Source organism: Devosia sp. LjRoot3 (genome assembly GCF_964252865.1).
Classification (GTDB): Bacteria; Pseudomonadota; Alphaproteobacteria; order Rhizobiales; family Devosiaceae; genus Devosia.
On record NZ_CAXUPK020000001.1, the window covers coordinates 816,292 to 838,339 of the forward strand.

The 22,048-nt window shown below is 63.0% G+C and carries 19 protein-coding genes; 4 read left to right on the forward strand and 15 right to left on the reverse strand.

Annotated elements, in window-relative coordinates:
* Positions 1-10: 10 nt before the first annotated feature.
* The 8 genes from ACSQ2A_RS03965 to ACSQ2A_RS04000 all read right to left on the reverse strand — a co-directional run bounded on the left by ACSQ2A_RS03965 (position 11) and on the right by ACSQ2A_RS04000 (position 9,520).
* Positions 11-949 carry a helix-turn-helix domain-containing protein gene (locus tag ACSQ2A_RS03965; RefSeq protein ID WP_436071164.1) on the reverse strand — a complete coding sequence of 313 codons (939 nt, stop codon included), beginning with the start codon at positions 947-949 and terminating at the stop codon, positions 11-13.
* 18 nt (positions 950-967) lie between these two features.
* Positions 968-2,563 carry a GMC family oxidoreductase gene (locus ACSQ2A_RS03970; RefSeq protein ID WP_436071165.1) on the reverse strand — a complete coding sequence of 532 codons (1,596 nt, stop codon included), beginning with the start codon at positions 2,561-2,563 and terminating at the stop codon, positions 968-970.
* A 2-nt stretch (positions 2,564-2,565) separates the two neighbouring features.
* Positions 2,566-3,972 carry an aldehyde dehydrogenase family protein gene (locus ACSQ2A_RS03975; protein WP_436071166.1) on the reverse strand — a complete coding sequence of 469 codons (1,407 nt, stop codon included), beginning with the start codon at positions 3,970-3,972 and terminating at the stop codon, positions 2,566-2,568.
* A gap of 101 nt (positions 3,973-4,073) precedes the next feature.
* Positions 4,074-5,027 (reverse strand): helix-turn-helix domain-containing protein, encoded by a 954-nt coding sequence (locus ACSQ2A_RS03980; protein WP_436071167.1) that lies wholly within the window; start codon positions 5,025-5,027, stop codon positions 4,074-4,076.
* Positions 5,028-5,089: 62 nt separating this feature from the next.
* On the reverse strand, positions 5,090-5,863 hold the full coding sequence (locus ACSQ2A_RS03985) for an SDR family NAD(P)-dependent oxidoreductase (protein WP_436071168.1): 774 nt from the start codon (positions 5,861-5,863) through the stop codon (positions 5,090-5,092).
* Positions 5,860-6,654, reverse strand: coding sequence for an SDR family oxidoreductase (locus ACSQ2A_RS03990; RefSeq protein WP_436071169.1), 795 nt, complete (start codon positions 6,652-6,654; stop codon positions 5,860-5,862). Before ACSQ2A_RS03990 ends, ACSQ2A_RS03985 begins: the two co-directional genes overlap by 4 nt.
* Positions 6,654-8,039: a transaminase gene (locus ACSQ2A_RS03995; RefSeq protein WP_436071170.1), complete on the reverse strand. Its 1,386-nt coding sequence runs from the start codon at positions 8,037-8,039 to the stop codon at positions 6,654-6,656. The genes ACSQ2A_RS03990 and ACSQ2A_RS03995 overlap by 1 nt, the downstream gene beginning before the upstream one ends.
* A complete protein-coding gene (locus ACSQ2A_RS04000) occupies positions 8,036-9,520 on the reverse strand; it encodes an aldehyde dehydrogenase (RefSeq protein ID WP_436071171.1) in 1,485 nt (494 codons plus the stop codon). Before ACSQ2A_RS04000 ends, ACSQ2A_RS03995 begins: the two co-directional genes overlap by 4 nt.
* Positions 9,521-9,702: 182 nt before the next feature.
* On the opposite strand from ACSQ2A_RS04000, the gene ACSQ2A_RS04005 reads away from it, so the two are divergent.
* From ACSQ2A_RS04005 to ACSQ2A_RS04020, 4 genes are read left to right on the forward strand one after another with little or no spacing between them, the layout of a single operon-like run.
* Complete coding sequence (locus tag ACSQ2A_RS04005) at positions 9,703-10,473, forward strand: IclR family transcriptional regulator (protein WP_436071172.1); 771 nt, start codon at positions 9,703-9,705, stop codon at positions 10,471-10,473.
* Complete coding sequence (locus tag ACSQ2A_RS04010) at positions 10,470-11,726, forward strand: Tm-1-like ATP-binding domain-containing protein (protein ID WP_436071173.1); 1,257 nt, start codon at positions 10,470-10,472, stop codon at positions 11,724-11,726. Before ACSQ2A_RS04005 ends, ACSQ2A_RS04010 begins: the two co-directional genes overlap by 4 nt.
* On the forward strand, positions 11,723-12,388 hold the full coding sequence (locus ACSQ2A_RS04015) for an HAD-IA family hydrolase (RefSeq protein WP_436071174.1): 666 nt from the start codon (positions 11,723-11,725) through the stop codon (positions 12,386-12,388). Before ACSQ2A_RS04010 ends, ACSQ2A_RS04015 begins: the two co-directional genes overlap by 4 nt.
* 10 nt (positions 12,389-12,398) lie before the next feature.
* The gene (locus ACSQ2A_RS04020; protein WP_436071175.1) at positions 12,399-13,748 is read left to right on the forward strand and encodes an aminotransferase class III-fold pyridoxal phosphate-dependent enzyme; all 1,350 of its coding nucleotides are present in this window, start codon (positions 12,399-12,401) and stop codon (positions 13,746-13,748) included.
* 70 nt (positions 13,749-13,818) lie between these two features.
* On the opposite strand, the gene ACSQ2A_RS04025 is transcribed toward ACSQ2A_RS04020, so the two are convergent.
* The 7 genes from ACSQ2A_RS04025 to hpaI form a co-directional block, all read right to left on the reverse strand.
* The gene (locus ACSQ2A_RS04025) at positions 13,819-14,547 is read right to left on the reverse strand and encodes an ABC transporter ATP-binding protein (protein WP_295410374.1); all 729 of its coding nucleotides are present in this window, start codon (positions 14,545-14,547) and stop codon (positions 13,819-13,821) included.
* The gene (locus ACSQ2A_RS04030; RefSeq protein WP_436071176.1) at positions 14,544-16,259 is read right to left on the reverse strand and encodes a branched-chain amino acid ABC transporter ATP-binding protein/permease; all 1,716 of its coding nucleotides are present in this window, start codon (positions 16,257-16,259) and stop codon (positions 14,544-14,546) included. The genes ACSQ2A_RS04025 and ACSQ2A_RS04030 overlap by 4 nt, the downstream gene beginning before the upstream one ends.
* Positions 16,246-17,115 (reverse strand): branched-chain amino acid ABC transporter permease, encoded by an 870-nt coding sequence (locus ACSQ2A_RS04035; protein WP_436071177.1) that lies wholly within the window; start codon positions 17,113-17,115, stop codon positions 16,246-16,248. The genes ACSQ2A_RS04030 and ACSQ2A_RS04035 overlap by 14 nt, the downstream gene beginning before the upstream one ends.
* Before the next feature lie 84 nt (positions 17,116-17,199).
* Complete coding sequence (locus ACSQ2A_RS04040) at positions 17,200-18,375, reverse strand: ABC transporter substrate-binding protein (RefSeq protein ID WP_436071178.1); 1,176 nt, start codon at positions 18,373-18,375, stop codon at positions 17,200-17,202.
* 34 nt (positions 18,376-18,409) lie between these two features.
* Positions 18,410-19,444 (reverse strand): CobW family GTP-binding protein, encoded by a 1,035-nt coding sequence (locus ACSQ2A_RS04045; RefSeq protein WP_436071179.1) that lies wholly within the window; start codon positions 19,442-19,444, stop codon positions 18,410-18,412.
* A 3-nt stretch (positions 19,445-19,447) separates the two neighbouring features.
* On the reverse strand, positions 19,448-21,106 hold the full coding sequence (locus ACSQ2A_RS04050) for an amidohydrolase (RefSeq protein ID WP_436071180.1): 1,659 nt from the start codon (positions 21,104-21,106) through the stop codon (positions 19,448-19,450).
* 132 nt (positions 21,107-21,238) lie between these two features.
* Positions 21,239-22,042 carry a 4-hydroxy-2-oxoheptanedioate aldolase gene (gene hpaI / locus ACSQ2A_RS04055; RefSeq protein ID WP_436071181.1) on the reverse strand — a complete coding sequence of 268 codons (804 nt, stop codon included), beginning with the start codon at positions 22,040-22,042 and terminating at the stop codon, positions 21,239-21,241.
* Positions 22,043-22,048 lie beyond the last annotated feature (6 nt).

The window sequence follows — 22,048 nt, forward strand, 5'->3', positions numbered from 1 at the left end:
CCAAAAGCCTTCAGCGACCTTCCGCCTGACGGCGGAGGTCGCGGGGGGCCATATCGTAGCGGCTGCGAAAAGCGCGGGAAAAATGCGCGCTGGAGGAAAAGCCGACACCGAAGGCAATTTCCGAAATGGATTGGCCGGCATATTGGCCTGAGAGCAGGCGCTGATGCGCCGCTTCGAGCCGCAGGTTCCACAGATAATCCGAAGGCGTCGTGGCCTCGGCAGCAAAGGCGCGAAACACATAGCGCGGTGTGCAGCCCATGCGGCGGGCGACTTCCGCAATGGAAAGATCGCTGCGATCCAGATTAGCTCGGAAATAGGCTTCGACGCGGCGGCGCAGCAGATCGAGGCCCGTAGTGTCATTCTCCTCGGTCATGGGATCGGCCTCAAGCATTGTGCGCACGAGGCCAGTCATGGTCTGGCCTATGCTCGCGCGGGCGACAGCATCGAGCCGCTCGACCTCGTCAAAGGTCGAGCGCATCAGGGAGAGCAGCACGGCTTGCAGCCCGAGCTGGCTCGGGCCAGCGGTGCGCGGTTGGTCGAGGCCCGCGACAGTTTCGGCGGGCAGGGCGGCCCGGGGAATTTGCAGCAGCAGCAGTTCCACCGGCTCGGGATTGGCGAGCATATAGGGCCGCGTCGGATCATAGATGATCGCAGCATCGCGGCTGACGCGGGCCTTCTTCCCGCCCTGCACGATTTCGGAGAGGCCGTGCGACTGGATGATCAGCTTGATCGCATCCGGGTCATAGGAATGGCGCGCCACGTCCTCCCCAAAAACCAGATGCGCGCCGGCCGAGAGCCGGGATAGCCGGCACTCGCCCAGGCGCACTGAGGTCAGGTCGCTATCATTCTCATCGCCGCCCAGAAAATCGAGGCGAACATTGCCGAAGAGGTTTTGGGCAACGCGGCCGAAATCCCGGCCGGTGCCACGCTCGAGCAGGATTTCGGCCAAGATTGTTTCCCTCCGTGGTCAGCGCGCGATGGCCTTGCCGGTCATGAAGGCGGCGGCCCGCGCCGCGATCATCATCACCGGGGCGTTGGTATTGCCCGAAACCAGGGTGGGCATGACCGAGGCGTCGCAGACGCGCAGGCCCTCGATGCCATGCACTTTGAGGTCCGGTCCCACCACGGCCATGCGGTCCTCCCTGGCGCCCATGCGGGCGGTTCCCGAGGGATGGAACACGGTTTTGGCCGTTTGCCTGATATAGTCGCGCAGTGCCTGCGGATCGCTTTCGACGCCCGGCTTGGGCAGCACGCGACGTTTCAGAATGCTCTTGAGGGCCGGCGCTTCGAGAATGCGAATGCTGAGGTTTACCCCGCGCACCAGCGTTTCGACATCCGCCGGGTCCGAGAGCGCATTGGCATTGAACAGCGGCTTTTCATGCGGGTCGGCCGAACGCAGCTTGATCGTGCCGCGCGAGCGCGGGCGCAGGAAGCAGGGATTGATCGAGAGGCCGTGGCCGGGCTCGGGCTCGCGATCGACAAAGCCGATCAACGTCGGCAGGACATGAAACTGCACATCCGGCTGGCCGCTGCCCGATGTATCGACGAAGCCGCCGCATTCCACGACGTTGGAGGTGAGCAGGCCCTGACGGCGCACCAGGTAGTTGAGCATATGGAGGGCAGCGGTAATGCCCTTATCATGGCCAAGGATAGAGAGCGGATCGCGTGTCTCGCCCTGCACCGGCACTTCGAGATGATCCTGATAGTTCTCACCCACGCCGGGCAGGTCGGCCGCCACCGCAATGCCGAGAGCCGACAGCTCCTCCCCATTGCCGATGCCGGAAAGCTGCAAAATGCGCGGCGTGGCGATAGCGCCGGCCGTGAGCGCGATTTCGCGCCGCGCTTCGTGCCCTGTGCCATCCTGCAGTTCGACCGCCACGGCGCGCTTGTCGGCGATGACAATGCGCTGCACCCTGGTTTCGGTAAGGATGGTCAGGTTTTTCCGCTGTTCCGCCTCGCGCAGAAAAGCCTGGGCCGAACTCCAGCGACGTCCATTATGCGTGGTGCTTTGATAAAAGCCGGCACCGGCCTGGTTGTCGCCGTTGAAATCGGCATTGGCGGGGATGCCCGTTTCGGTGGCGGCGGTAACAAATGCCTGGCTCAGCGGATGGCGGTGGCGTGGGTTCGAGACGAAGAGGCTGCCTTTGCGCCCGTGGAAGGGCCCATCGAGAGTTTCGTTATTCTCCAGCGATTTGAACGCAGGCAGCACATCATCATAGGACCAGCCCTTGCAGCCCAGTTCGGCCCAATGGTCATAGTCGTTGCGATGGCCGCGAATATAGATCATCGCATTCACCGAACTGCCGCCGCCCAGCACGTTGCCCTGCGGCACGATGCTGGGCCTGCCATTGAGGCCCGGCTCTGATTCCGAGGCATAGGGGTGAATGGCCTCACCCTTGCCGATAACCTTGAAGAATGTCGCCGGAATGTGAATCCAGGGATCGCTGTCGCGCTTGCCCGATTCAATCAGCAGGACGCTATGCGCCGGGTTTTCCGAAAGCCGGTTGGCCAGGACGCAGCCGGCCGATCCGCCGCCGACGATGATATAGTCAAACTGCGCCATGGTCAGCTCAGCACCGTCTGGGGAATGGTGAACTCCTTCAGGCCATCGGCACCGAATTCCACCCCGAAGCCGGATTGCTTGACCCCGCCAAAGGGCGCGTTGGGTTGGATGGCGCCATGCTTGTTGATCCAGACCGAGCCACATTCGAGCTGGGTGGCATAGCGCTTGGCCTTGGCGGCATCCGCCGACCAGATCGAGCCGCCGAGCCCCGCCGGATTGGCATTTGCGCGGGCAATGACCTCGTCAATATCGCTATAGCGGATGATCGGCAGCACCGGACCAAACTGCTCGTCGTCAACGAGCCACACGCCATGATCGACATCGGCCACAAGCGTAATGGGATAGAAATAGCCCGGCCCATTGGCGGGCGTGCCACCAAGGAGAACGCGCCCGCCCTTCGCCCTGGCGTCCTCCACCATGTCGCGCACCTTGTTGAACTGCATTTCGTTCTGCACGGGGCCCAGCAGATTGGCTTCATCCTGCCCATCACCCACCGGCACGGTACGGGCAAAATCAACCAGCGCCTCGCAGACCGCGTCATAGATGCTGTCATGCACATAAAGGCGTTTCAGGGCCGCGCAGGTCTGGCCATTATTGATGAAAGCGCCCCAGAACAGCCCCTCGGCAATCGCCTTGGGATCGGCATCGGGCAGCACGATACCGGCATCATTGCCGCCCAGCTCAAGCGTCAGGCGTTTCAGCGTCGCAACGGCCGAAGACATGATTTTCTTGCCGGTCTCGGTCGAGCCGGTAAAGGTCATCTTGGCGATATCGGGATGGGCCGAGAGCGCTGCCCCAATGCTGTTTTCGCCGGTGACCACATTGACGACGCCGGGCGGCAAGACCTGGCTGATGAGTTCAACCAGCCGGATGGTGGAAAGCGGGGTCAGCGGCGATGGTTTTATGACCACGGTATTGCCCGCCCGCACTGCCGGAATGATGTGCCAGCAGGCGATCATCACCGGCCAGTTCCAGGGCGTGATCGAACCGACAACGCCAATGGGTTTGCGGTGCAGCTCTACCCTTCCGTCTTCGCTGTCCTGCAAGACTTCCACGGGCAAAGCGAGATCAGCGGTGGCGCGCGTCCAGGCATAGGCGCCGCCCATTTCAAAGCGCGAGCCCAGGCCATTGAGCGGCTTGCCTTGTTCGCGGGTAAGAAGCTGCGCGATGTCTTCGGAATTGGCCTGGATCTGATCGGCAATGGCGTGGCAGGCCCGCTGCCGCTCCGCGTCATCGGTCTTGCTCCAACTCTTGAAGGCTTCACGCGCTGCGGCAACGGCCTCGTCAAGCTGCTCCTTGCCCGCCAGCGGCATCAGGCCGACGACTTCCCCCGTCGACGGGTTTTTGACCTCGGCATACTGGGCCGTCGGTACAGACCGACCGCCAATGAAGAGGTTGTAAGAATTCATGTCCGGTTTCTCCCCCGATTTTTGGGAGCACTATGGGACGGTGAATTGGCTCCGTCTTGGAAACGGGCGCGGCGCGATTTGGACAAAAGCGCGGTAGCCCCTCAGCGCAGCAGGTCCCGCGGGGCGCATTCAAACATCTCCTTAAAACTGCGGTTGAAATAGGAGATGTCGTTGAAGCCGGTGGAATAGGCCACCTCGGCAATGGTCAGGTTCGATTGCCCGCTACGGATCTGCTCGATCTTTTCCCGCGCAAGGCGGAGCCGCTTGTCGCGAATGACGGTGGTGCAGGTCACGCCGAGTCCCTGAAAATCCTCCTGCAGCGTCCTGATCGACACGCCCACCTGTGTCGCCAGCCATTTTGCGCCGAGATCGCTTTCGGTCAGGTGCCGGTCGATCAGTACATCGACGATTTCGAGCCGCTTGGTCGCACCGTCATTGATGCCTACCGGCTCCGGCTCGCCTTCGGAAATGAAGGCTTGGCGTGTGGCATTGAAGATCAGTTCGCGCAAATGCGGCGAGCCGGCGCCTGAGGCTGGGGCGGACATGATCTTGGCGATGAGGGCACGCAGCATGATCGCCATGGGATCGCCAGAGTTGAGCTTTCGCGCGATATCGAAGTCGATCCGCACATCGGAATACATCACCTGGCGGGGCAGGTGCATGGAGAGGTGGTTGGAAAACTGCCCCTCGAAATGGAAGGTTGTGGGCTTGGTGGAATCCACCAGAATGCAATCGCCGACTTCCAGCCGGTTCTGTCGCCCAAAGTGCTCGACGCCGCACCAGCCCTCGATCTGGACAATGAGGAACAGGTGTTCATTGCTGTCGCGCCTGATGTCTTCCATTGAGCGATGCACGCGGTCGAGATTGTTGGAAACATGGGCAAAGCTCATGCCGCCCACATCGATACCGCGCGCGGCCCCGAAAACCTTGTCGCCACGGGCAACGGTCACCGGATTGAAATGGCCGCAGATCGAATGCAGATCGTCCGCCCATTGGTCATAGGGCGTCGCGGTCCAGTTCTGCCGGACAAGGCTCTGATTATGCAGCAGTTCCAACTTCGCCTCCCACAGCCGTTGGATGGGATCAGACAATAGCGCCCGATCCCTTGGGTCAAGTCCTACACCGCCCGATTGCTCACCGGAGCGCGCCCGCCGCCATCGGCGAGCAGGACGGCCCCCGTGACGAACGAAGCCTCATCGCTGGCGAGAAACAGGCAGCAGGCGGCGATTTCGGAAGCGTCGGCGATGCGCTTGAGGCCGATGCGCTGGCGTACCAGTTCGAATTCTTCCTCGCGGCTCGTACCATTGCGACGCGCCAATTCGTCCATTTCCATTTCGCTCATCGGCGTTCTGACCCAGCCCGGCGCCAGCACATTGGCCCGCACGCCATCGGCCCCATAGGCATTGGCGATGGAACGTGTATAGGCAACCAGCGCCGCCTTGCTCGCGGCATAGCTCGCCATGCCAGGGCCGCTATTGAAGGCCGCAACCGAAGCGATATTGACGATTGCGCCACCCCGCTGCCGGAGCTGTGGCAGCGCCGCGCGGCATACATTCATGGCGCCGGTCGTGTTAACGGCAAAGGTGCGTTCCCAGCCTTCATCGGTCACCGTTTCGGGATCATCAGTGAGAATGATGCCGGCGGCATTGACCACGATGTCGAGCGTGTCCTTGCAGGCTGCGATAGCCGCTTCGACTTCGGCCCGCTTGGTGACGTCGCCATGCACCGCACGCCCATTGGTGGCGCGGGCAACCTCGTCGAGCATTGTTCCGCCGAGCCCAAACAGCACGAGATCGGCGCCTTCGGCGGCAAAGCGTTCAGCGGTGGCGCGGCCCATGCCGGTGGCAGCGCCGACGATCATGGCGGTCTTGCCATGCAAACGACCACTCATTGCTGGTCTCCAAAGAGCGCTTCCACGGCAAAACCGGTTTCGGGAAGGGTCGAGCCGCCATCGACCACAATGGTCTGGCCCGTCATGTATTTGGCCTCATCACTGGCGAGGAACAACATGGCATAGGCGATGTCGTCGGGCTCACCCATATGCCCCATGGGGATGGCCGCCCCGAGCTTGGCCATCATCTCCGGCGTTCCCATTTTGCCTCGGCCGGGCTTCGCGATGAAACCGGGCTCGACGCCATTGACGGTAATCCCGGTGCGCGCCAGCTCCAGTGCTGCACCCCTGATAAAGGCATTTACGCCGGCCTTGGCGGCCGAATAATGCGCGCCACCGCCCATGGCCACGCGCGCCGAAACCGACGACGTCACAAGAATGCGCCCATGCTTCTGCCGCTTCATGTGCGGAACGGCGGCTTGCGCCAGCCAGAACGTCGCCTTGAGATTGATGTCGAGCGCGGCATCGAGTTTTTCTTCGTCAAGCTCTTCAAGGCTGGCCCAGGGGCAGCCGCCAGCATTGTGGACCAGAATGTCGAGCCGCCCAAACTGTTCGGCGACCCCATCGACAAGCCGGGTCAGTTCCGCGCGGCTCGTGCCGGGCAGGGGCAGGGGGCCTACATCGAGCCCCTGCGCGCCCAGCGCTTCCGCCAGGTCCTGGGCGTGCTCCACCGTCCGGTTCGCCACGATCACTTTGGCGCCGGCCTCGGCAAAGCGCGTTACGATCGCCGCGCCAATGCCGCGTCCGCCGCCGGTAACCAGCGCCACCTTGCCCGCCAGCGAAAAAGCCATCACAGCACGCCCGCAGCGGAAATGTGCTGCACGAATTTCTCGAACACGTGCGTGTGGTGATCGACATCTTCCGCTGTTGTCGCCGGACACATCAGGAACATGGTGTGGAACGGGGTCACCAAAATGCCCTCGTTCATGTAAAAGGCATGCAGCAGCGTTTCGAGATCGCCGCGTCGCGTGGCGATGACATCGGCGCCATTGCGTGGTGGCGTGGGCGTGAACATGATTTCGGCCCGCGCGCCGATCTGGGTGACATGCCAGGGCAGGTTGTATTTGGCGATAATGCCGCGCGCGCCTTCGGCCAAGCGCTGCGCGTTGGCGATCATCACCTCGAAATTGGCCTCGGTGAGAATGGATTCGAGCACGGCCCGCATGGTGGCAATGGTCAGCGCATTGCCGGCCAGCGTGCCGCCAATGCCCAGATGCGCCGACTGGCGCTGGCGCGGATTGACATAGGGCACGGCCTGCCAGATGCGCTCGGCGGTTTCCTGCGAAACCCCGAATATGCCGGCCGGAATGCCGCCGGCAATGGCCTTGCCGGCAACGAAGAAGTCAGGCTCAAGGCCATGGCTGCGCGTATAGCCGCCGGGGCCGCTCGATATGGTATGGGTCTCGTCGATGATGAGCAGCGTGCCGGTTTTTCGCGTCTCTTCCCGCACGAGATCAAGAAAACCCTCGGCCACCGGGATCATGCCGAAATTGGTCATCAGCGGTTCCATCAGCACGACCGCGACGTCGCGGTCCGCCAGCGCCGCCTTCAGCCCCTCGGCATCGTTGAATTCGACTACCTTCGAGACTCGGGCATGATCGACACCATTGGGATGGATCATGTTGCGCAGGCCCACCTTGCCGTCGCGGATTTCGACATGGGCCTCTTCGACCCCGCCATGATAGCAGCCGGAAAAGACCAGCACCTTGTCGCGGCCGGTGACCATGCGGGCAAAGCGGATGGCGCCGCGATTGGCGTCGGTGGCCGAAGTGGTCAGGGTCCAATAGGGCAGGCCAAAGCGGCGCGCCAGTTCCTTGCCGACCCAGAGACTATCCTCGGTCGGCAGCATGGTCGTGGTGCCGCGCTGCAATTGCGCTACGGCCGCCGCCGTGACGGCCTCGGGCGCATGGCCGCACATGCCGCCGGTATCGCCGAGGCAGAAATCGACATAGTTCTTGCCATCGACATCGGTGAGATGCGCCCCGCGAGCGCTCTCGACATAGACGGGAAAACCGCCGGCCCAACGCCGCATCCAGTGCGAGGGGCCGCCATAGAGAAAGTGCTCCTTGCCCTCCTCCCACAGCGCCCGCGAGCGGGGATGGTTATCGGCAAAACGCTGCTGCTCGATGTCGATCAGGGCGTCAATGCTGGTCGTATTGGAAGCGGCAATGCTCATTTGAGATCGATCCAGGCAGTCTTGAGGTCGGTATATTTGTCGAGGGCATGCAGGGACTTGTCGCGCCCGAAGCCGGATTGCTTGAACCCGCCCAGCGGCACCGTCATGTCGGAGCCCCCATAGGTATTGACGTGTACAATGCCGGCATTGATGGCGCGAACCATGCTGTGCGCCGTCGTCAGGCTTGAGGTCCAGACCGCCGAGGCCAGGCCATAGACGGTGGAATTGGCAATGCGCACCGCATCTTCCGCCGTCTTGAACCGGGTTACGGCCAATACGGGGCCAAAGACTTCTTCGCGGGAGAGAGCCATTTCGGGCGTAACATCGGCGACAATGGTTGGCGCCATATAGAAGCCGCCGCTTTCCACATTCACTCGCGCGCCACCCGTAAGCACCGTGCCGCCTTCGGTTCGGGCGGTTTCGACAAAGCCGAGGTCCTTTTGCAATTGCTCGGCGCTGGCAACGGCCCCGATGTCGCTTGCAAGATCAAGCGGATTGCCGACCTTCATCTTGCCTGTCGCTGCCACGAGCTTTTCCATGAAGGCATCATAAATGCCCTCCTGCACGATGAGGCGGGAGCCGGCGACGCAAACCTGTCCCGAATTGCGGAAAATCCCGGCCGCGCTCACCTTCACCGCCTTGTCGATGTCGGCGACATCGTCAAAAACCACATTGGGCGATTTGCCGCCCAGTTCGAGAAACACCCGCTTGATGTTCGACTGGGCCGAATATTCCAGCAGTTTCCGGCCCACCGGACCCGAGCCGGTAAAGGCGAGGGCATCGACATCCATATGGAGGCCCAGCGCCTTGCCGGCACTGGCGCCGCGCCCGGTAACCACATTGAAAACGCCCGGCGGCAATCCCGCTTCCAACGCCAGTTCGCCCAGTCGCAACAGGCTCAGTGAGGCTATTTCTGCCGGCTTCAGCACCACGCAATTGCCTGCCGCCAGCGCCGGAGCGATCTTCCAGGCTCCGATCATGAGCGGAAAGTTCCAGGGCACGATGGCGCCCACAACGCCCAATGGCTCGCGGTGGATCAGCGCCAGCACATCAGGCGCTGTCGGGGCGATCTGGTCGTAAATCTTGTCGATGGCTTCGGCATAGTAGCGGAAGCTGCCCGCTGCCGAGAGTGGTTCGGCCTTGTAGGCCATGCTGATCTCAGTGCCATTGTCGCGCACGCCGAGCACGGCCAGTTCCACGGCATGGGCTTCGATGAGATCGGCCAGCCGATGCAGCACCTTCTTGCGAAAGGCCGGGGCCGAGCGCGACCATGTGCCCTTGTCATAGGCCGCCCGCGCCGCCACGACGGCCCGATCCACATCCTCGGCGCTGGCATCGGCAATTGAAGTGATGACCTTGCCATCGATCGGGCTGACCACGTCGAGACGTTGTTCCGCGCTCACGCGGACCCCGTTGATCAGGTGCTCCTGCGGCGTAATGGGCGCGCTGGCGAGCCTGTCGATACCTGCCTGATCGAGCATGTCGTCCTCCGTGAAAGCTGCTTCTGCTTGGGTTCATTAGTTGAACCTCGATTTCAACATGAGCCTTGCAAACTTCCTCATGGGGTGTCAATATATTTCACACGTTAAATAATCAAGCATGCCAAAATCCAGGGCCTGGCGTGGTCTTGAGGCTTCTACCGGCAGGTTTTGAAGGGGCGAACATGAGTACAGTTGGCAAGGCCGTCACCCTGCTGGAAGCCTTCGATGTGCATCGCCCGCAATTGGGGTTGACCGAGCTGGCGCGCCTCACCGGCTTCGACAAGGCGACCGCCAGGCGCCTGCTGCTGTCGCTCGCCAGCCACGGCATGATCGAGCAGAACGAGACGACGCGGCTCTATCGCCTGGGGCCGGCCCTGGTGCGCTTTGCCCGCATTCGCGAAGCGCATTTTCCATTCCTCGAAAGCGCCCGCTCCTTCGTCGTTGCTCTCGCCGAAGAAACCGGCGAAACCGCGCATCTCTCCGAATTCGACACGGACTTTCTGACGTCCGTCTATGTCGAGGAATCGCCGCAGGCCAACCGGATATCGGTGTCGATCGGCGACCGCTTTCCCCTCCATGCCACGGCCTCTGGTCTCGCCTTTCTGGCGGCGGCGCGTCCCGACTACGTCGACGCCTATTTGAGCCGGCCGCTGGAGCGACACACGCGCTTCACGCTGACTGCCCCCAACCTCCTGCGCCAGCATCTCGGCGAGATCCGCCAGCGTGGCTATTCGATCAGCGATCAGGGCCGGGCGCAGGGCGTGTTCAGCGTCGGCGCCGCCATTCTCGATGGTGGGGGTCTGCCGATTGGCGCCCTGGCCGTCGCTTCCCCGGCGGTCCGCGCCAGCGGCGATACGGCGGAACGCCATGGCCGCGCCGTCATGCTCGCCGCCGGCAAGATTTCGGCCCGCCTCAACGGCCGCGCCACCAACACCAAAGACAGGACACGATGAGCCGTCCCAGAATTCTCGTTATCGGTACGGGTGACACCAAGGCCGAAGAACTGCGCTTTATCGCCGATTGCATAAAGGAAGCCGGTGGCGAGCCCATCGCCATGGATGTGAGCATTTTGGGCGATCCGCCCTATCGCCCTGATTTCGACAAGCACGCCGTGCTTGCCGCCGCCGGTACCTCCATTGCCGCCGCGACAGCCGGGGGCGATGAACTCTCGGCCATGACGCTGATGGCCGAGGGAGCGGCCAAGCTCACCAAAACCCTTCATGCCGAAGGCCGCATCGATGGCTTTATTGCCCTTGGCGGCACCATGGGCACCGATCTGGCGCTCGACGTCGCTCTGGCCCTGCCGCTGGGCGTGCCCAAATTCGTGGTTTCGACCATTGCCTATTCCCATCTGCTACCGCCCGACCGCATTGCCACCGACCTGATGATGATCCTCTGGGCCGGCGGGCTCTATGGGCTCAATAGCGTGTGCAAGGCCGTGCTGTCGCAAGCCGCTGGTGCCGTGGTGGGCGCAGCCCGTGCCGTCGTTGCGCCGGTGCGCACAAGGCCGGTCATTGGCATGAGTTCATTGGGAAAAGCCTGCCTCAACTACATGGTCGATCTCAAGCCGGCGCTCGAAAAGCGCGGCTATGAGCTGGTGGTTTTTCACACCACGGGCATGGGCGGGCGGGCGCTCGAAGCCATCGCCGCCCAGAACGGTTTTGCCGCCGTCATGGATTTCTCCCTGCAGGAACTGGCCAATTTTCACAATGGCTCGGTGGTCAATTCCGGGCCGGATCGGCTCGAAAATGCCGGGCTTGCCGGCATTCCGCAGATCGTCGCCCCCGGCGCCATCGACATGATCGACATGCCCGCCTGGCAGCCGCCTCCGGCCCATCTTGGGGATCGCACCTATTATGCCCACAATCGCCTCATCGGCATGGTCACCGCCGATGCCGAGGTGCGGCGCGCCGTCGCCCGCAAGATCGGGGCGAAACTGTCCATGGCCAAGGCCCCCGTGGCGGTCATCTTGCCCTCGGCCGGCATTGAACAATGGGATCAGGAAGGCGAGCCTTTCCACGATCCAGAGGCGCTCGCCGCCTTTGTCGATGAAATGAAAACATCCATCGTGGAGCCGGCCACCCTCCACGTCATCGACGCCCATATCAACAGCACGCTCTTTGTCGAAAAGGCGCTCGAAATTCTCGACCGCTGGATTGCCGAGGGTGTTGTCCCCGCCGGCCAGCCCAATGAGGTCGCAGCATGAGCGCGTTCGGCGCCAAGGCGCTTGTTCTCGATTTCGGCGGCGTCATTTCCAAGACGCTGTTTGAAACCCATGACCTCACCGAAGCGAGCCTCGGCCTATCTCCCGGCACGCTCTCCTGGCGCGGGCCGTTCGATACCAGTTCCGATCCGCTCTGGCAGAGCATGCAGCGCGACGAGATTTCCGAGCGCGACTATTGGCACCGCCGCACCCATGAGGTCGGCCAGCTGGTCGGCGAGGATTGGAAGGACATGCAGACCTTCGTCATCCGCGCCCGTGGTGCCGATCCCGATGCGGTGATCCGCCCCGAAGCCCGTCGCGCCATCAAGGCCGTCCATGCGGCCGGCTATCGCCTCGCCATTCTTTCCAACGAGCTGGACCTTTTCTACGGCGCCGATTTCCGCAGCAAGCTGCCGCTCCTCAAACATTTCGAGCTGGTGGTTGATGCCACCTATACCGGTATCCTGAAACCCGATCCGCGCGCCTATGGCTTTGTCACCGACGCGCTCGGCCTGCCGGCCGAGGCCTGTGTCTTCGTCGATGACCAGATGCGCAATGTCGATGGCGCGCGGCGTGTCGGCATGAAGGCGGTGCATTTCGACGTCACCAATCCATCCCAATCCTATGGCGAGGCGCTGGCCTATTTCGGCCTCGCAATCAAATGAGGGCATCTTCATGCGCGACGACAATTTCCTGATCGAGCAGAACGCACGCGCGATCTGGCACCCCATGGCCCATCCGGCCGATATGCATGCCAACCCGCCAAAGATCATCACCGGTGGCACGGGTACGCGCGTCACCGATATTCACGGCCGCGAATTGCTCGACGCGGTCGGCGGGCTCTGGAACGTCAATCTCGGCTATAGCTCGGCCCCGATCAAAGCGGCGATTGCCGGTCAGCTCGACGCCTTGCCCTATTATTCGGGTTTTCGCGGCACCTCCACCGCGCCCTCGATCGAACTGGCCTATGAACTGAGCCAGTTCTTCGCTCCCGAAGGCATGGTGCGTGCCTTCTTCACCTCGGGCGGTTCGGATTCGGTTGAAACGGCCTTGCGTCTTGCCCGGCAATATTGGAAGATCCGCGGCCAGGCTGACCGCACCAAATTCCTGGCGCTGAAAAAGGGCTATCACGGCACCCATTTCGGTGGCGCTTCGGCCAATGGCAATGCCAATTTCCGCCGCAACTACGAACCGCTTATGCCGGGTTTCTTCCACGCGCCGGCTCCCTGGACCTATCGCAATCCCTTCAACGAGACTGACCCGGCCAAGCTGACCCAGCTCGTCATCGCCGCCATCGAAGACGAAATCGCCTTCCAGGGTGCCGACACCATTGCCGCCTTCATCATGGAGCCGGTTCTGGGGGCAGGCGGCGTCATCGTCCCGCACGAAACCTTCATGCCGGCGGTCCGCGCCATTTGCGACAAGCACGATATTCTGCTCATTGCCGATGAAGTGGTGACCGGTTTTGGGCGCACCGGCGCCTGGTCGGGCTCGCGCCTCTGGGGCGTAAAGCCGGATATGATGTGCATCGCCAAGGCCATTACCTCGGGCTATTTCCCGCTCGGCGCCACGCTGATCGGCCAGAAAATGGCCGATGCCTTCGAGACCGACAAAACCAGCTTTGGCGCCATCGGTCATGGCTATACCTATTCCGGCCACCCCGTAGGCTGCGCTGCCGGCCTTGCGGCCCTCGCTGAAACGCAGCGGCTCGGCCTTGCCGACAATGCCCAGCGTCGTGGCGTCGAACTTGCGGCCGGGCTGCAGGACTTGCTGGCCCGCCACGAGGTGATTGGCGACGTGCGTTCGCAGGGCCTGATGGCCGCTATCGAACTCGTCTCCGACCGCGCGAGCAAGAAATCGGCCGACAAGAAGGTCATGGCCCGGGTTGCCGAGGCGGCCTATGAAGAGGGCGTGATGATCCGCATTTCGGGTCCCAATATCATCCTCTCCCCGCCGCTGATCCTGACATCGGACGAAGTCGGCACCATCATCGCCGCCCTCAATACGGCTCTAGCAAGCCTCTGAAGCAAAACGGGAGGGCCAAGCCCTCCCGTTTCTTTTGTCCCTGGCGTCCACAGGGTTTTGATTTTTAGCTTTAGGCGTGTTGCCTCGTTTCCTCGGCGCCCGTTTCCCCGGCGTCACCGAGATAGAGATGATGCAACCGGGCCGGGTCCTTGGCCAATTCCGCACAGCCACCTTCAAACACCATCTGCCCGCGCCGAAGCACATAGGCGCGATTGCCGATGGCGAGGGCCAGCGCGGCAAACTGCTCCACCAGCACCACGGCCACGCCGCTATCGGCCAGTTTGCGCACCGCGCTCATCAATCGACCGACAACGACCGGGGCGAGTCCTGCTGACATTTCATCGATCAGTACCACTTTGGGCAGGCCGACAAGCGAGCGGGCAATGACCAGCATCTGTTGTTCGCCGCCCGAAAGCATGCCGGCCAGCACCGTGCGCCGCTGTACGAGTTCAGGAAAGAGCGCATAGGCCTGGTCGAGGCTGGCACTGGGATGCAGCGCCACGCGCAGGTTTTCCTCGGTGGTCATTTCGCCGAACACGGTGCGCCCCTGTTCGACATGGCTGAGCCCGGCGCGGGCGCGATGGCCGGCAAGGCTGCGGGTGAGATCGGCGCCATCGAGCGCAATGCGCCCGCTGGCCGGAATGACCCCCGAAATCCCTTCGAGCAGCGTGGTCTTGCCGGCCCCATTGGAGCCGAGCAACACACTGATCTCGCCGGCCTTGGCGATGAGATTGACGCCCCGCACCACCGGAATGCCGGTGCGATTGACGACGAGGTTTTCGATAGCGAGCGCGCTCATGCCACCGCTCCTTCCGGCTCGATGCCCATATAGGCTTTTTGGACGACAGGCAGGGCCAGCACCAGTTGCGGCGGTCCCGAGGCGATGACGCGGCCGAAATCGAACACGGTTATGCTCGAGCAGGCGCGGCGCACCAGATCCATGTCATGTTCGATCAGCAGCACGGCCGAGCCGAATTTTTCCGGGATTTCGGCGATGCGCGCTCCGAGCCGGATCGCTTCGGCATAGGATTGCCCGGCAGCGGGCTCATCGAGCAGGATGACTGGCGGACGCGCCGCCACCACGCCGGCCACATCGAGCAGCCGGCGCGTACCCGCATCGACCGACGCAATCGGGGTATCCGGACCGGGGCAACCGATCCAGTCGAGCACGGCCGTCAGTTCGGTATGGCTGATGGGACCTGCAGCGAGCCTGATATATTCGCCCACCGTCAGTTCCGCCGCGATCCGCGTCGTCTGCCAGGTGCGACGAATGCCCAAGAGGGCCCGTGCTGTCGCTGACTTGCCCTCTAGCGCGGTGCCGTTCAGCAGCACCGAGCCCTTGTAGGAGGGGAAGAAGCCGGTGATCGCATCAACCATGGTCGACTTGCCCGCGCCATTGGGCCCGATTAGCCCGACGACCTTGCCGGCCGGCACGGTGAGATTGACCCCATCGAGCGCCACCACATTGCCATAGCGGACCGTGACGTCCTTCACCTCAAGGGCAACGCCCCTGGCGTGCTTGGTTGCCGGAGCGAGGCCAGTGGCCGCGCCGGTCAGGTCAGCTCCCTTGCGCCGCGGCACTACCTTGCGGAAGAGCCGGGCCCAGGTTTCCCCGATGGTTTCCCCCGTGGATAGTGCCTGCACCGCGCCAAGGGCAAAGAACACGCTGCCCACGTCCTGCGGCAGGTTTAGCCGGCGCAGCAGTTCTGGGAAGAGTGTGATCAGCACGCCGCCGATAATGGCGCCCTGGGTCAGATGCGCACCGGCCATGGTCGCCACGGCAAAGAGCGCCAGGGACTGCATCATGTTGAAATTGTCGGCGACCAGCGTGCCAAGATAACCGGCCAGCAGGCCCCCGGAAACACCGGCAATGAAGGCGGAAAGCGCAAAGGCCGAGAGCTTGGCCTTGGGCACCGAAACCCCGAGCGCGGCGGCCGCGCGTTCCGAATGGCGCACGGCGAGCCACGACGCGCCGAGGCGCGAGCGGCTGATATATTCGAGCCCCACGGCGATGACGATGTAGACCAGCACCACCAGGGTGAAATAGCCATAGTCGCCCTTGAACCAGGCCGGCTGCGCTACTTTGATGAAAGCGGTCTGGCCTGGATAGGTGATGGTCCCCAGCACCGAGTCAAAGGCCGCGGCAAAACCGAGCGTGACAATGGCGAGGTTGATGCCGCGCAGGCGCAGCGCCGGCAGGCCGATGGCAATGCCGACAGGAACGGCGGCGAGACCCCCGATGATCATCCAGACGATGAGACCGCCGGGAAACTGGGCGACATTGAGATAGCCGGTGACCCAGGCGCCGACACCAGCAAAGGACATCTGCGCCAGCGAGATCATTCCAGTGCGGCCGGTAACGAGCCCGAGGCTTTGCAGCGTAACGCCGACGATGAAGACCGGCGTGATGATATAGACCCAGTATTTGGGCAGGAGGAAATAGATCAGTGCGGCGACAACGGCTATCGAGATAGCGGTCGAAAGGGCCGCCCGAGTGCTAGCGTGCGGCATCCCAGCGGGCTCCACGTTGCGACCACAAAAGAACGATCAGGATGACGAGGAAGGGCACAACGCCGCGGAAGCGCGCCCCGAATTCGAGTGCCGAAACCATGCCTTCGACAATGCCGATCAGCACGCCACCCAGAAGCGCGGCGCGGAACGAGCGGAAGGCGCCGATCAGCGCGGCGGCCAGGGCCGGCACGACCAAGAGGCTCAGCGACATGAAATCGGGCGAGCGCAGCGGGGCGATGATCATCATGGCAAAGGCGGTGACCGCCCCCATGATGCCCCAGACGGCCAAGGCAAGGACACGCACACGAATGCCAATCAGTTCGGCCGCCATGGGGCGTTCGGAGAGCGCCCGCATCTGTAGGCCAGTCCGGGTCCGCGCCAAAAACAGGTCCGAGGCAATGGTCAGGCCCACGGCCAGCGTCACTGTTAGCACCGAGCCCCAGGTCACCTCGACGCCGGCGAAGCGGAAGGCCGAGCCGGAAACGAGATCGGGGAAGAGATGCGGGCGCTGCCCGCCGGTCAGGCGCAGGCCGAGCGCGATGATGCCGACCAGCAGCGCCGCGGTGACGGCGGCTTTGGTGGTGGCGGAAGCGCCGGAAAACCATTTGGTCATCACGCCGCCGATCACCACGCCGACAAGCGCGCCGGCCAGAATGCCGATGATGACGGCAGGAAAGAGCGGCATGCCGTGTTCGGTCAGGGCGACCATGACGAAGGTGCCGGCAGCACCAATTGCAGCGCCGGTGAAGTTCACCACGGCAACGAGCCGGTAGGTGAAGATGGCGCAGACGCCTAAGATGGCATAAGCGCCGCCAGCCGACAGGCCGGCCACGGCGGGAGTCAGGAGCGAGTTCATCGCGTCTCCAGATGGCTAGGTGATTCAGGTGGCCCGACTGCATTGAGCGCGCAGGGCCACCTGTTCAGCTGAGGCGATCAGCCCTTAGGGCAGAATAACCCATTCGGGCGTATTCAGCGTCCAGGCGCCGGACTTGAGCTGCATGACCTTGGTCGCCTGCATGGAAGCGTGCGATGGCGCATCACCGAACTTATAGGCCGAGCCGATGATCGAGTAGGGCATCTCGATGCCCTCCTTGAGCTTGGCTGTAACCGATTCACGGGTCACCGGGCCATCGATCGACTTGATCACGTCAGCCATGATGGTGGCTGCGAGATAGCCGCCCTGGGTGAAGGCGGTCTTCTTCATGCCGGCAGCGTCCATGGCGGCCGCCCAGTCCTTGTTAGCGTCGGAAGCCTCGGTATAGGGCTCCCATTCGGTGCCGACATAGATCGGCTGCTGGCTGGTGGCCAGGGCCGATGCCACGCCTTCCGAATAGCCGGGGGCGAGGAACAGCCAGTCGATGCCTTCGAGCTTCTGGGCATCCACGGTGTTGATCCACTGCACGATCTGCGGCTCGACCTGGTTGGTCAGCACCGCGTCACAACCGGCGTCGCGAGCCTTGAGGGCATAGGCGGTCAGGTCGCCCTGCACTGGCAGGGTGAGGTCGAGCACGTGGATGGTCTTGCCCGAGATCTGCTCCCAGCGCTTGATGGCATTGGTATAAGCCTCGGCTGTGCCACCCGCGATGTAGAAGAAGGCGCAGAGCTTTTCGTCCTTGAGCTGCGTATCGGCGAATTGCAGCATGGCCGTCGTCAGCGTGAAGGGGCCGACATTGACCGGAGACACCGAGGGGCTGGCAAAGCAGGCGGCATCAACGCCGAGGCCCTGCACGGCCATCACATTATTGTCGGCATAGGTGCCGGCATTCACGGCGCATTCGAGCAGCGAACCGGCGCCGACCATGGCGACAACGCCCTTGTTGTCGATCAGGTCGCGGGCGGCCTGAGCCGCAACCTGTGGGTCAGCCTTGTCGTCGGCAATCGTATATTCGATCTTGCAGCCGTTGATGCCGCCATTGGCGTTGATCTGGTCGAACGTAGCCTTGGCTGCGTCTGGAACCTCGGCAAAAACGACCGGACCGGTGACCGAGGACACACCGCCAAGCTGGATGACCCCGCCATCGCAGGTCGGCCCCGAGGCCGCGGCGCTACTCGTCATGGCGGCCAGACCGAGGCAAGTCGTGCCTGCCAATACGGAAAGCGTGATAAGGCGTTTCATGTTTTTCCCTTCCCTTTACTCAGTGCGCCGCTTCCTAGGCGGCACTTCTGATCCCTGCCGGCGAGACCCCGACGAACTTCTTGAGGGTTCGTTCGATCGTCTCGCGCGGAATATTTCTTGTGATGAACACTAGCCGCGTGCGCCTGTCGGCCGAGGGCCAGGCAGCAAGCTTTTGCGGCGGGTGAAAAATGTGCTGCACCCCGTGCAGCACCAGCGGCGCTTCGGGGTGCTCGGCAATGGCGACCAGCCCCTTCATGCGCAGCATGTCGGCGCCCTTGAGCGCGGCAAAATGGTCGAGCCATTGCCGCAACCGCGCCCATTCCACCGGCTCGTCGATGATGAAGGCGTGGCTCGCAATATCGGAGAGGTGGTGAGCGTGCCCGGCATGGTTGCAGGTGGGATCAGCGCAGGTGTGCTCCGCCTCCTTGGACCAGGCAAGCGCGTGGTCGAGATGGCGGGGAGCGCCCGCGCCCAGAACATCGTCCATCCGCACTGCGCCGTGCTCGGCCGCCCGGCGGATCGCCGTGCCATTGATGCCGGCCAGCGCCGTATGCAGCGCGACAACCGCCTCGGGTGAAGCAATATCGGCCTTGGTGAGGAGCAGCAGGTCTGCCACCCCGGCCTGCTTTCGCGCCTCGGTGTGGCGGGCAAGCGTATCGAGACCGTTGACCGTGTCCACCGTGGTCACCACGCCATCGATGCGATAGGTGGCCGCCAGCTCCGGCTCGACCATCAGCGCGTGGAGGATAGGCGCAGGATCGGCGAGCCCGGTGGTTTCGATGATGACGCGCGTGAGCGACTGCCGCTCGGGCAGGCGTTTCAGCGTTTCCACCAGATCGTCGCGCACAGTGCAGCAGACACAGCCATTGTCGAGAAGGGCAAAGCGTTCCTCGGTCACTTCCACCAGCAGGTGATCGAGTCCGACGGCGCCGAATTCGTTGATGATGGCAACGGTGCCATCGAGCGCCGGTTCAGAGAGCAGACGGTTGAGCAGCGTGGTCTTGCCGCTGCCCAGAAAGCCGGTGACCAGCGTCACCGGAACGAGCGGTTTGCCGGTCACCTCAACCATGGCTCAAGCCCGCTCAAACACGGCGCGACCTTCAAAATAGGTCGTGAGCACCTGGGTGCGGGAAATCCGGTTGGCCGGAACCTCAAAAATGTTCTGGTCGAGCACGATGATATCGGCCGACTTGCCCGGGGTCAGCGACCCGGTCAGGGCCTCGATACCGATGGCCTTGGCCGAATTGACCGTGAAAATGGCAACCGCAGTTGCGACATCGACAGCCTGTTCCTTCCACAGAGCCTGGCCAGCAAAAGCCCCCGAGGGATTTTCGCGCGTCACGAGACCCTCGATGCCGTTCCACGGATCGGGATTGGGAATGACCGGCCAGTCCGAACCGCCCGCGAGCAGGGCGCCCGCCTTGATGAGATCGGCATTGGGCCAGAACTTTTCCGCGCGCTCCGTGCCCATAACGGCCCGATGCCCTTCGAGGAAAGTCGTCGGATACCAGATCATCGGCGAGAGGTCGGCGGCGACACCCAGTTCGGCAAAGCGCTTGTAGTCGTCTGGGTGGATATAGGAGGCGTGGGCGATGTGATGGATGAGATCGGTCGGCCCATTAAAGCTGCGCACCACATCGATGGCATCCAGCGCTTGCGACACGGCCGCATCACCCGCGCAGTGGATCTTTACCGCCAGCCCCTGGGCCTCGCACTTGCCCAGCCAGCGCACGAGGTCGGGATAGGTCACCATGGTCTTGCCGCGGAAGCAGCAGCCATGGATGGGGTCTTCGAGATAGGCTTCGTGAAAGGCCGCCGTCCGCGCGCCGGGCACGCCATCGAGGAAAATCTTGACGAAATCCGGCTTCACATGAGGGCCGCGATAGTTTTCGCGCAGAGCAAAAAGCTCGTCGCCGGCAAGACCAAACAGAAAGTTCGGTTCGACGGCGGGCATGGCCATCACGGCCCAGGCGCTCAGCGCGTTGCGCTGGTCGAGCCCATGCACCGCCGCCATGACCGATTGCATCGAGGCAGCTTCGAGAAAGCCGGTCACGCCATAGGAGTTGAGCGTCTTGATCGCCTGGGCAGCGGCGGCAATGCCCATATCTTCGGTGAAATGCGTGCTCGCCACCCGCTCGACAATGCCGGCGGCGGCCTCAATCATCATGCCGGTGAGCTTGCCGGTCGCGGCATCGCGGCCGAACGAACCCATGTCCGGGTCCGGCGTCGTTTCGGTAATACCGGAAAGGCGCATGGCCTCGCTATTGACCCAGCGATTGTGCGCCGTCTCGTCGCGCAGACAGACCGGATGCCCGAGGCTTGCCGCATCAAGCGCGGCGAGCGCCGCTGAATTATCCAGTTCCGCAATGGCGTCGGCGCCCCAGGCGGCGCCCAGAATCCACTGGCCGGGCTCGGCCTTTTCAGCGGCTTCGCGGACCAGCGCAATAATGGTGTCGAGCCGTGCATCGCGGGGCAAAGCGAGCTCGAAAAGTTCGGCCTGGCCGCCCATGACGACGTGATTGTGCACATCAACAATGCCCGGCATGGCGAAGCGCCCACTGAGGTCGACAATGCGGGTGGCAGCGCCTGCCAGCTCGCTCATCTCCGTCGCGCTACCGCGCGCCAGAATGCGTCCATCGGCAATCGCGATGGCCTCGACCCAGGGTTCCACCGCGTCGACGGTGTAGATCCGCCCATTGGTCAGAACGAGGTCCGCATGCTTGGTCGACATTCGTAAGGCCCTCTATTGGTTCATTATTTGAACCGTTCATTTGAAATCCAGCTTGGGCTAGGTGGGGGAGGCTGTCAATATATTTCACACGTTAAATAATAATACGAGCGGAAACGTCCCGGTTCAGGCCTTTCAGTAGCCGCTGCTGGTCTTGGATGTGCTGGGGTTGGCGGTCTTGAATTTGGTGGCGAGCGCGGAGGTTGCCTGTGAGAACAGGGTGACATCGGTACCGACAGCTACGAAGCTCGCGCCCAACTCCAGATAGCGCGCGGCAAGGTTCGTGTCGGCGGTTAGAATGCCCGCCGGCTTGCCCGCCTTCAGGATACGGGCAATGCCATCTTCGACCACCGCCCGCACCGCCGGCTCGCCGGGCCGTCCGAGATAGCCCATATCGGCGGCAAGGTCGGAGGGGCCGATGAAAATCCCGTCCACGCCGTCGACATCGGCGATCTCTTCGAGCGTGGTGAGCCCCACCTGGCTTTCCAGTTGCACCAGCAGGCAAACCTCGTCATTCGCGGTAGTGAGATAATCCGGGATGCGGTTGAAGGCCGAGGCGCGGGCCATGGCTGCGCCGACCCCGCGAATACCCTTGGGCGGATAATTGACCGCCCGCACCAGTTCGCGCGCCTGGGCGGCACTCTCCACCATGGGCACCAGAATGGTCTGAGCCCCGATATCGAGCAATTGCTTGATGATCCAGGTTTCCCCGATCGGCGCGCGCACCACTGGCCTCACGCCTGACGCCGCTATCGCCTGCAATTGCGCCACCATCAGCGGCAGATCATTGGGCGCGTGTTCCCCATCGATCACCAGCCAATCGAAGCCCGCGCCCGCGCAGATTTCGGCGGTATAGGCATTGGCAAGGCCAAGCCAGAGGCCGATCTGCTTTTCGTGCTTTTGCAGGGCGCTTTTGAAGGCGTTGTGCGGCGCGGGCATTGTGTT

Coding starts and splice junctions, on each gene's coding strand:
- hpaI (WP_436071181.1), bottom strand. CDS start 22,042: ATGCCCGCGCCGCACAACGCCTTCAAAAGCGCCCTGCAAAAGCACGAA.
- ACSQ2A_RS03990 (WP_436071169.1), bottom strand. CDS start 6,654: ATGGCTTTTTCGCTGGCGGGCAAGGTGGCGCTGGTTACCGGCGGCGGA.
- ACSQ2A_RS04020 (WP_436071175.1), top strand. CDS start 12,399: ATGCGCGACGACAATTTCCTGATCGAGCAGAACGCACGCGCGATCTGG.
- ACSQ2A_RS03970 (WP_436071165.1), bottom strand. CDS start 2,563: ATGGCGCAGTTTGACTATATCATCGTCGGCGGCGGATCGGCCGGCTGC.
- ACSQ2A_RS04045 (WP_436071179.1), bottom strand. CDS start 19,444: ATGGTTGAGGTGACCGGCAAACCGCTCGTTCCGGTGACGCTGGTCACC.
- ACSQ2A_RS04010 (WP_436071173.1), top strand. CDS start 10,470: ATGAGCCGTCCCAGAATTCTCGTTATCGGTACGGGTGACACCAAGGCC.
- ACSQ2A_RS04050 (WP_436071180.1), bottom strand. CDS start 21,106: ATGTCGACCAAGCATGCGGACCTCGTTCTGACCAATGGGCGGATCTAC.
- ACSQ2A_RS04000 (WP_436071171.1), bottom strand. CDS start 9,520: ATGCTCGATCAGGCAGGTATCGACAGGCTCGCCAGCGCGCCCATTACG.
- ACSQ2A_RS03985 (WP_436071168.1), bottom strand. CDS start 5,863: ATGAGTGGTCGTTTGCATGGCAAGACCGCCATGATCGTCGGCGCTGCC.
- ACSQ2A_RS03975 (WP_436071166.1), bottom strand. CDS start 3,972: ATGAATTCTTACAACCTCTTCATTGGCGGTCGGTCTGTACCGACGGCC.
- ACSQ2A_RS04040 (WP_436071178.1), bottom strand. CDS start 18,375: ATGAAACGCCTTATCACGCTTTCCGTATTGGCAGGCACGACTTGCCTC.
- ACSQ2A_RS04025 (WP_295410374.1), bottom strand. CDS start 14,547: ATGAGCGCGCTCGCTATCGAAAACCTCGTCGTCAATCGCACCGGCATT.
- ACSQ2A_RS04035 (WP_436071177.1), bottom strand. CDS start 17,115: ATGAACTCGCTCCTGACTCCCGCCGTGGCCGGCCTGTCGGCTGGCGGC.
- ACSQ2A_RS03995 (WP_436071170.1), bottom strand. CDS start 8,039: ATGAGCATTGCCGCTTCCAATACGACCAGCATTGACGCCCTGATCGAC.
- ACSQ2A_RS04030 (WP_436071176.1), bottom strand. CDS start 16,259: ATGCCGCACGCTAGCACTCGGGCGGCCCTTTCGACCGCTATCTCGATA.
- ACSQ2A_RS04005 (WP_436071172.1), top strand. CDS start 9,703: ATGAGTACAGTTGGCAAGGCCGTCACCCTGCTGGAAGCCTTCGATGTG.
- ACSQ2A_RS04015 (WP_436071174.1), top strand. CDS start 11,723: ATGAGCGCGTTCGGCGCCAAGGCGCTTGTTCTCGATTTCGGCGGCGTC.